This window comes from Methanobrevibacter sp. (assembly GCF_045586545.1).
Taxonomy (GTDB): Archaea; Methanobacteriota; Methanobacteria; order Methanobacteriales; family Methanobacteriaceae; genus Methanocatella.
Map to the genome: position 1 here is coordinate 1 of NZ_JAZNAN010000063.1, position 6,371 is coordinate 6,371.

General features: G+C 34.8%; 14 protein-coding genes. 5 read left to right on the forward strand and 9 right to left on the reverse strand.

Going from position 1 to position 6,371, the window contains the following annotated elements; genetic code table 11:
• Positions 1 to 91: 91 nt before the first annotated feature.
• A complete protein-coding gene (locus ACKI3D_RS05090) occupies positions 92 to 427 on the forward strand; it encodes a hypothetical protein (protein WP_407392663.1) in 336 nt (111 codons plus the stop codon).
• Positions 428 to 430: 3 nt separating this feature from the next.
• On the opposite strand, the gene ACKI3D_RS05095 is transcribed toward ACKI3D_RS05090, so the two are convergent.
• The 4 genes from ACKI3D_RS05095 to ACKI3D_RS05110 form a co-directional block, all read right to left on the reverse strand.
• Positions 431 to 817 (reverse strand): hypothetical protein, encoded by a 387-nt coding sequence (locus tag ACKI3D_RS05095; protein ID WP_407392664.1) that lies wholly within the window; start codon positions 815 to 817, stop codon positions 431 to 433.
• Between the two features lie 7 nt (positions 818 to 824).
• On the reverse strand, positions 825 to 1,235 hold the full coding sequence (locus ACKI3D_RS05100; protein WP_407392665.1) for a hypothetical protein: 411 nt from the start codon (positions 1,233 to 1,235) through the stop codon (positions 825 to 827).
• Between the two features lie 151 nt (positions 1,236 to 1,386).
• Positions 1,387 to 1,575: a 50S ribosomal protein L37e gene (locus ACKI3D_RS05105; RefSeq protein ID WP_292804605.1), complete on the reverse strand. Its 189-nt coding sequence runs from the start codon at positions 1,573 to 1,575 to the stop codon at positions 1,387 to 1,389.
• 57 nt (positions 1,576 to 1,632) lie between these two features.
• Complete coding sequence (locus tag ACKI3D_RS05110; RefSeq protein ID WP_407392666.1) at positions 1,633 to 1,863, reverse strand: LSm family protein; 231 nt, start codon at positions 1,861 to 1,863, stop codon at positions 1,633 to 1,635.
• Positions 1,864 to 2,156: 293 nt separating this feature from the next.
• On the opposite strand from ACKI3D_RS05110, the gene ACKI3D_RS05115 reads away from it, so the two are divergent.
• Genes ACKI3D_RS05115 through arfB form a run of 3 tightly spaced genes read left to right on the forward strand, consistent with a single transcriptional unit; the run spans position 2,157 to position 3,902 of the window.
• Positions 2,157 to 2,663, forward strand: a complete 507-nt coding sequence (locus ACKI3D_RS05115; protein ID WP_407392667.1) for a type II toxin-antitoxin system antitoxin SocA domain-containing protein — start codon at positions 2,157 to 2,159, stop codon at positions 2,661 to 2,663.
• Between the two features lie 54 nt (positions 2,664 to 2,717).
• The gene (locus ACKI3D_RS05120) at positions 2,718 to 3,200 is read left to right on the forward strand and encodes an RNA-binding protein (protein ID WP_407392668.1); all 483 of its coding nucleotides are present in this window, start codon (positions 2,718 to 2,720) and stop codon (positions 3,198 to 3,200) included.
• 9 nt (positions 3,201 to 3,209) lie between these two features.
• A complete protein-coding gene (gene arfB / locus ACKI3D_RS05125; RefSeq protein WP_407392669.1) occupies positions 3,210 to 3,902 on the forward strand; it encodes a 2-amino-5-formylamino-6-ribosylaminopyrimidin-4(3H)-one 5'-monophosphate deformylase in 693 nt (230 codons plus the stop codon).
• An 11-nt stretch (positions 3,903 to 3,913) separates the two neighbouring features.
• Here arfB and ACKI3D_RS05130 read toward each other — a convergent pair whose 3' ends face one another.
• Positions 3,914 to 4,276 carry a hypothetical protein gene (locus tag ACKI3D_RS05130; protein ID WP_407392670.1) on the reverse strand — a complete coding sequence of 121 codons (363 nt, stop codon included), beginning with the start codon at positions 4,274 to 4,276 and terminating at the stop codon, positions 3,914 to 3,916.
• Between the two features lie 65 nt (positions 4,277 to 4,341).
• Here ACKI3D_RS05130 and ACKI3D_RS05135 point away from each other — a divergent pair, with 65 nt between their 5' ends.
• Positions 4,342 to 4,938, forward strand: a complete 597-nt coding sequence (locus tag ACKI3D_RS05135; protein ID WP_407392671.1) for a YigZ family protein — start codon at positions 4,342 to 4,344, stop codon at positions 4,936 to 4,938.
• 13 nt (positions 4,939 to 4,951) lie between these two features.
• Here ACKI3D_RS05135 and ACKI3D_RS05140 read toward each other — a convergent pair whose 3' ends face one another.
• From ACKI3D_RS05140 to ACKI3D_RS05155, 4 genes are all read right to left on the reverse strand, one after another.
• A complete protein-coding gene (locus ACKI3D_RS05140; protein WP_292783789.1) occupies positions 4,952 to 5,062 on the reverse strand; it encodes a rubredoxin-like domain-containing protein in 111 nt (36 codons plus the stop codon).
• Between the two features lie 9 nt (positions 5,063 to 5,071).
• Positions 5,072 to 5,191 (reverse strand): rubredoxin, encoded by a 120-nt coding sequence (locus ACKI3D_RS05145; RefSeq protein ID WP_292750918.1) that lies wholly within the window; start codon positions 5,189 to 5,191, stop codon positions 5,072 to 5,074.
• A gap of 74 nt (positions 5,192 to 5,265) precedes the next feature.
• Positions 5,266 to 5,424, reverse strand: a complete 159-nt coding sequence (locus ACKI3D_RS05150) for a rubredoxin (RefSeq protein ID WP_405277042.1) — start codon at positions 5,422 to 5,424, stop codon at positions 5,266 to 5,268.
• Positions 5,425 to 5,446: 22 nt separating this feature from the next.
• Positions 5,447 to 6,034, reverse strand: a complete 588-nt coding sequence (locus tag ACKI3D_RS05155) for an acyltransferase (protein WP_407392672.1) — start codon at positions 6,032 to 6,034, stop codon at positions 5,447 to 5,449.
• Between the last annotated feature and the right edge of the window lie 337 nt (positions 6,035 to 6,371).

Genomic DNA, 6,371 nt, shown 5'->3' on the forward strand with positions numbered 1-6,371 from the left:
CAATAGTTATAAATATTTCTTTACAAATGCTCTCTCACTCTTTTTTTAAATACCCTCCAAGTCAAACTAACATTAAAAAGGATTTGGTAATATGATAATTAACTGGCAAGAAGAAATAACAAAAATCGACCCAGATATAAAATTCAGAGCACAGGGCGGATGGCTGAAAACAGTAGAGGAACTTGACAAAAGCGTTAGAAACGGATACTCACTTGTCGGAGACTTTGTTCAGGCAGGAAACTTTGAAGCAGATTACGATGAAGGAATATATCTGGACTGCAATAAGGAAGGCAGCGCCAAAAAACCTCAACAGGACTACAGACTGTTCCGTTTCAGTGACGGTAAAGTAAGGCTGCTTGACATGGTAATTGATGCCAGCCAGGGCTGGGCAGTTGACTTGTGGGAAGCCGTTGAGGACGAAATTTAAAAATTAGGATAAGGTATAACCTTTCCTAAATTTTGAAACCTTCTTATGCTGAACATTTTCCCTATAATCAAGACATGTAGGTTCCTGCAGAAGAATGATTTTGTGGTCAATGTTTTGAGGAAGGCTCTTTCCTTTTCCTTCAACTATTCCCCTATAGCTTACCTTGAACTTTCCGGTACCTCCGATATCCATGGTCAATTTCTCAGAGGAAATAACCTCATCAAAAAAGTTCTCTATATCCATAGCTTCAAAAACCGGAGCGACATAACTTATGGCCATCAGACCGTTTTCGTTTTCACGGATTTGAACCCTTCTTTGATCAAGCTCTATGCTTTCACCTTTTCTATTTTTTGAAATTACAATCTTGTTTGAAAACTCAGAATCTAACATTTTAACACTATCCTATGTGGCAGAATTCACAGCATGAACATGCCGGTTCAAAATAGGAATCCTCAGGTTCAACAATGGCCTTTTGGGCAAACAATGTAATGTTGAATTTCGGATGATATTCAGGACTTACTTCCTTGGTAATTGGAGACAATCCCCTATAGTAAACAGGCCTGTAACCGGTCTGTGAAATGTCAAAGTAGAACTTTTCACCGGTTGCAAATTTGTTGAAGTATTCTTCAAGTGCCAATGCCTGTTTTGGAGAAATTGAAAAAGTGAATCCCATAGTATCATCGCTTCTCTGCCTGATTCCTGCATTGGAAATGTCTACAGTCAGTATGTCATCGTTGCCTCTTATGAAAACAACGCAATTTTCCAAATCAACTTCATGTTCTTGAGCTATATCTTTTAATTCAGTCATAGTTTGGCTCCTAAAAATTCAGTCATGATTAAATCTAATATAATTTAAATTCTTATATAAAGTTATCTAAAAAAAGCATGTTTTAATGAAGTAATGGTTAAAAAAAGTAGTTTGAAGAAGATTATTAAATAATCTTCACAATTTTGCCAACTTATACCAGTCTTTGCCTAGTAGTTGGTTTTTTATTTTGCCAGCTGTACCTTCTGAGTTTTTTGGATTTTCCGAATCCACAGGAAGCACAGACTTTTTTACGTATATGGTAAGTGTTTTTACCACATCTTCTGCATCTGATATGGGTCTTTTTATTCTTTTTACCCATTGATGGAGTTCCCTTTGACATCGATACACCTCCTTAATCTATCGTAAAAATGTAATCTAGAAAAGTATTGAATAATACTTATGGTGAAATATAAACAATATTGTCTCCTCTAATGAGCACAACACCGAGTCTTTTTGTTACTTCTCCGTCTTGTAACTCTTCTGCATCATTAAGAACTAAATTCATATGCAAATCAAAGCTCTTAAGTATACCTCTAAATTCACGATCTCCTTTGAGTTTTATTAAAACTGGAGCATCCACAGATTTTCCTAATGCGTCAAGTGGTCTTTGAACATTTTGTCCGCTCATTATATCACCTTATATTATTACAAATTTTAGTTTTTTAATATGAATTGAGTATTGATTACTCGTTATTAGACATAATATAATCAAGTTAAGATAAGACAAAACCTAATTAAAACTAATACTATTAATTATAAATAACCTAGTATATAAATGTTGCCTTATTTTAGGCAAAAATAGTAGAAAAATTAACATCAATATAGATATTAACTCATTATTTCTTACCAAATGCTCTCTCACACTGTACTTAAATTCAAACTACTACAAAAATATTTCTACCCAACCATCACCGTGATAATATGGAATTTAACCGTGAGAAATATATTGATTTGATAATGTACATTCTGGTTAAAGGCTACATGAAACCTAATCTGGGAAAAACGCTCCTATCGACAATACTTTATTTTATTGATTTCAACTATTTCGAGCTTTACGGCAATCTATTTACCGAAGAGACTTACATTAAATCAAAAAAGGGGATAAAACCGAAACATTTTCAAGAGATTACTGAAGAGTTGATAGCTAAAGACCAGCTGTTTTTAAGAAAGGAATCATATTACAATAGGATAATTCACAGATACTACCCCACAATCATCCCAAACTGCAAATTCAGTCCAAAAGAAATTGAAATAATAGATTTGACCATTAACAAGCTGATTAACAATAATGCCCATACAATAACACAATATGCTAAAAAAGATCCACCATTAGATATGGCGGATTTCGGTGAAAACATTGACTGCAGGCATGTCTTTTCAAGAAACGGGAAATACTCCGCAAGAAAAATTAAAATAAAAAATAAATAAATTTATTTATTCTAAATTTAAAATATTAATCATTAAAATATTATTGGGGTTAACATGGCTATAAAAGTTAAAAAAAGAAATTTCTTGAAAAAAAAGAAAATAAAAGAAATAAAATCTGAATTAGGAGAATATGGAAATTTACTTCAGGGAAAAAAGAATGTTGAAATACTTGAAGCGGAACCTAATTCATTCATTTTGGTTGATGGTGAGCCATATATTATAATAATTGACGACAAACCGTTCCCTACACTTAAAGCAGCCCTTGCAAATGAAATTGAAGCAAAAACCGTGACCGTGGACATGGGAGCCATAAGATTCGTGAGCAATGGTGCAGATATAATGAGTCCTGGAATTGTAGCAACCTCCGAAGGTGTGGAACCTGGAGATATTGTTTTGATAATTGATGAAACCCATGGAAAACCACTGGCTATTGGAGTAAGCTTAATCAGCGGTGAAGAAATGGTTGCAAATGATTCAGGAAAAGCCGTTGAAACAAAACATTATGTCGGTGACGACATCTGGAACTTTGAAATATGAGGAGATAGTATGGCAGAACTAAGATATAGGGCAGGAAAAATCAGAGACCCCGGCGTTCACAAAATTGGAATAATTGCACTCGGTTCACATTTGGAAAATCATGGCCCCGCACTTCCAATAGACACCGATGCAAAAATCGGAGCTCATATCGCATTTCAGGCATCCCTCAAAACAGGCGCCAAATTCTTAGGAATCATATTTCCCGCTTATGAATTGGATACAATCGACCATGGAATCCATGTTTCTCTAGACGTATTGAAAGAAAATGTAATTGATACGCTTAATTCCGCAAAGGAATTTTTAGACATAGAAAAAGTAGTTATCGTTAATGCTCATGGCGGAAATATTCCTCTTATGACCGAATTATGGGATATTGAAGACAAAACCGGTTTATCAATTACATTTAACAACAAAGTAATTTCATCAGAAGGCCCTCATGGAGGCAGCGGTGAACTGTCAATGGCAAAGGTTTTAGGAATTCTTAATGAGAATGAAATCGAAAATCAGGCTAATGTTGATGAATATGAAGAAGTAGGCCTGTATGGATTCAGCCAGGCACGCCGTGACGACCCGAACATTGAAGAGGGAGCCCGTGACGTTGAAGAAAACGGCGTCTATGTGGATGAAGAATACGGAAATAGATTATTTAATCTAGCCATCAATACAGTGATATTCGATATTGAAAAGTTGCTCGACTTTTAAAAAAAAAGAGTTTAGCCGGATATTGTTTCTATCTCAGGCTCCTCAACTGGCGGACTAGTTATAGTCTCCACTACATCTCCTGATGACTCATCATCTGACGAATCAGAATCATCAACTGTGGTTTCCACATCGGAATCATCGTAAGAGGAAGAAGAATCGCTGCTTGAATAGTCATTATAATCTTGATATCCATAGCTATTACCGTCTCCAGAATCATTTGTAATAGCTGAAAGGTCATCCAATATTCCTCCTGAATCAGTTCCATTAGGTAAAATTGATATTGGTCCTGTCATAGCTGCAAAAACGCTAGCAAAACAAAAAGCTATGATTGCAACAACAAAAATTACCAAAACGGTAGCGGATCGACTTGACATGATTAACACCTATAAAATTTACTAACAATAATATGTATTATTAAATATATAAAGATATTGATACTATGAAAACAATCAAAAAAGCAGTTCAAAGCGAAATAAATGTGAAAAAATCCCAATTCATCTGTTCTTTGTTTCCGACAAAAACAAAGGCGGAATCAAAAGAGATAATTCAAAAACTAAACCAGCAATATAGTGATGCTACACATAACTGTACAGCCTATATTGTAAGTGACGGGGAAGGCTTTGACGACGATGGCGAGCCTGGTGGAACCGCAGGCAAACCAATGATTAATGTTTTGCGTAAAAATGAACTTCACAATGTCACAGCAGTTGTTACAAGATACTTTGGAGGCATTAAATTAGGTGCCGGAGGTCTTGTAAGGGCATATTCCAAATCCGTTATGGATGCCCTCGGCGAAGCGGAAATACTTGAAATCGAAGAATATGAAATTTATACCATAACTTTTGAATACTCAGAAATAAAAACCGCAGATGCAGAAGTCAGAAACAACAATCTGGAAGTTATCGATAAAGAGTATTCAGATAAGGTAAGCTATGACATCGTATCAAAGGATAATAGAGATATTTTAAAGATATTTGAAAAATACTCTGGAAAAATAAATACTAGTTTTAAAAATAAGCAATTTTTAGAAAAATAAAGAAATGAAGAACTTATTGTTCTTCAAAATTTGCTGCAGGTACACCACAAACAGGACAGGTGTAATCTTCTGGTAATTCATCTTCTTCTAAGACGAAACCACATACTTTACAAACGTAAGCCATTAAAAACACCTATTCTACTTTTTCGAACATGTCAGCGGTTGCACCGCACATAGGACATTTAAAGTCTTCTGGGAGTTCTTCAAATTCTTCAGTTGTGTATCCGCAAAGTTTACATTTAAATTTTGCCATTTTTAACAATCTCCTTAAATTTTTATTAAAATTTAATTAATATTATTTTAATTAATTGTAATATATATAATTATTTAAATTTTTTCAAACATTGCTTTTGGCATTCTGCATTTAGGGCACTTGAAAGAGGAAGGCAAATCTTCAAATTTGGTTCCGGCTGGAATGTTTAAGCCTTCTTCATAATTATCTTCATCAATAACATATCCACAAATCTTGCATTTATATTGAGCCATAATATAATCTCCTTTTGAATTATTAGAATCTATTAGGAACTTTTAAATGATCAGGAAGCGGTTTGATACGTGCAGGAGTTCCGATTGCCAGATAGAATGGCGGAACGGAATGTATTACAATAGCTCCGGCAGCAACAATTGAACCTTCACCAATTTCAACATTTGACAGGAATGTTGTGTTACCTCCAATTGAAGCTCCACGCCTGATTCTAGGTCCTTGAAGTTCATAATTGATTCTTACAGGATATTTGTCATTTGTAAAACAAGCGCAAGGTCCGATAAAGACGTTATCCTCAATTACAGAGTTGGTTGGAATATATACGTTGGACTGAATGCTGACGTCATTTCCAATGATTACGTCCCCTTCAATGACTGTGTTGGTTCCAATCAATACGTCATCCCCAATGTTGGTGTTTTCACGAATGACAACATTGTGTCCTGTTCTGAAATTGTTCCCAATAACCACGTCATTGTAGATGATTGAATTGGACCTTATTGTGTAGTTGCTACCAATGACCGGAGGTTTTGAGTTAGGCGCATATTCAACACCGAATTGGATATTCTGGTCTTTAGGGAAATCAAGCTCTGGTTTTGAATAATCCGGTTTGATAGATTCTCTTTCAATTGCTGGCTTTTCAAAGATAATTTCTTCGATTTCCTCTCTTTGAGGCTGAGCATAGAAATTATCCTGTTGATACATTGGCCTTTGAACTTGAGGTTGTCTAGGAGGCTGGCTGTAAAACCTATCATCAGCTTTGACTACATAAGGCTGCCTTTCCTCATCAGCATAATAATGAGTATTCTCCCTGACTTTTTCATATGGATTTTCTTTATTATTTGATTGCTTATCCCCAAGAGTTTGTGAAAACCTAACCATATTATCAAACCTTCATTTAATTAAAATTTATTTATTAATGATTTAAGTTATGTTTTTAATTAGTATATAT

What these genes read in the sequence shown, in the direction of transcription:
- ACKI3D_RS05090 (WP_407392663.1), top strand. Translation starts at nt 92, where the DNA reads ATGATAATTAACTGGCAAGAAGAAATAACAAAAATCGACCCAGATATA.
- ACKI3D_RS05095 (WP_407392664.1), bottom strand. Translation starts at nt 817, where the DNA reads ATGTTAGATTCTGAGTTTTCAAACAAGATTGTAATTTCAAAAAATAGA.
- ACKI3D_RS05100 (WP_407392665.1), bottom strand. Translation starts at nt 1,235, where the DNA reads ATGACTGAATTAAAAGATATAGCTCAAGAACATGAAGTTGATTTGGAA.
- ACKI3D_RS05105 (WP_292804605.1), bottom strand. Translation starts at nt 1,575, where the DNA reads ATGTCAAAGGGAACTCCATCAATGGGTAAAAAGAATAAAAAGACCCAT.
- ACKI3D_RS05110 (WP_407392666.1), bottom strand. Translation starts at nt 1,863, where the DNA reads ATGAGCGGACAAAATGTTCAAAGACCACTTGACGCATTAGGAAAATCT.
- ACKI3D_RS05115 (WP_407392667.1), top strand. Translation starts at nt 2,157, where the DNA reads ATGGAATTTAACCGTGAGAAATATATTGATTTGATAATGTACATTCTG.
- ACKI3D_RS05120 (WP_407392668.1), top strand. Translation starts at nt 2,718, where the DNA reads ATGGCTATAAAAGTTAAAAAAAGAAATTTCTTGAAAAAAAAGAAAATA.
- arfB (WP_407392669.1), top strand. Translation starts at nt 3,210, where the DNA reads ATGGCAGAACTAAGATATAGGGCAGGAAAAATCAGAGACCCCGGCGTT.
- ACKI3D_RS05130 (WP_407392670.1), bottom strand. Translation starts at nt 4,276, where the DNA reads ATGTCAAGTCGATCCGCTACCGTTTTGGTAATTTTTGTTGTTGCAATC.
- ACKI3D_RS05135 (WP_407392671.1), top strand. Translation starts at nt 4,342, where the DNA reads ATGAAAACAATCAAAAAAGCAGTTCAAAGCGAAATAAATGTGAAAAAA.
- ACKI3D_RS05140 (WP_292783789.1), bottom strand. Translation starts at nt 5,062, where the DNA reads ATGGCTTACGTTTGTAAAGTATGTGGTTTCGTCTTAGAAGAAGATGAA.
- ACKI3D_RS05145 (WP_292750918.1), bottom strand. Translation starts at nt 5,191, where the DNA reads ATGGCAAAATTTAAATGTAAACTTTGCGGATACACAACTGAAGAATTT.
- ACKI3D_RS05150 (WP_405277042.1), bottom strand. Translation starts at nt 5,424, where the DNA reads ATGGCTCAATATAAATGCAAGATTTGTGGATATGTTATTGATGAAGAT.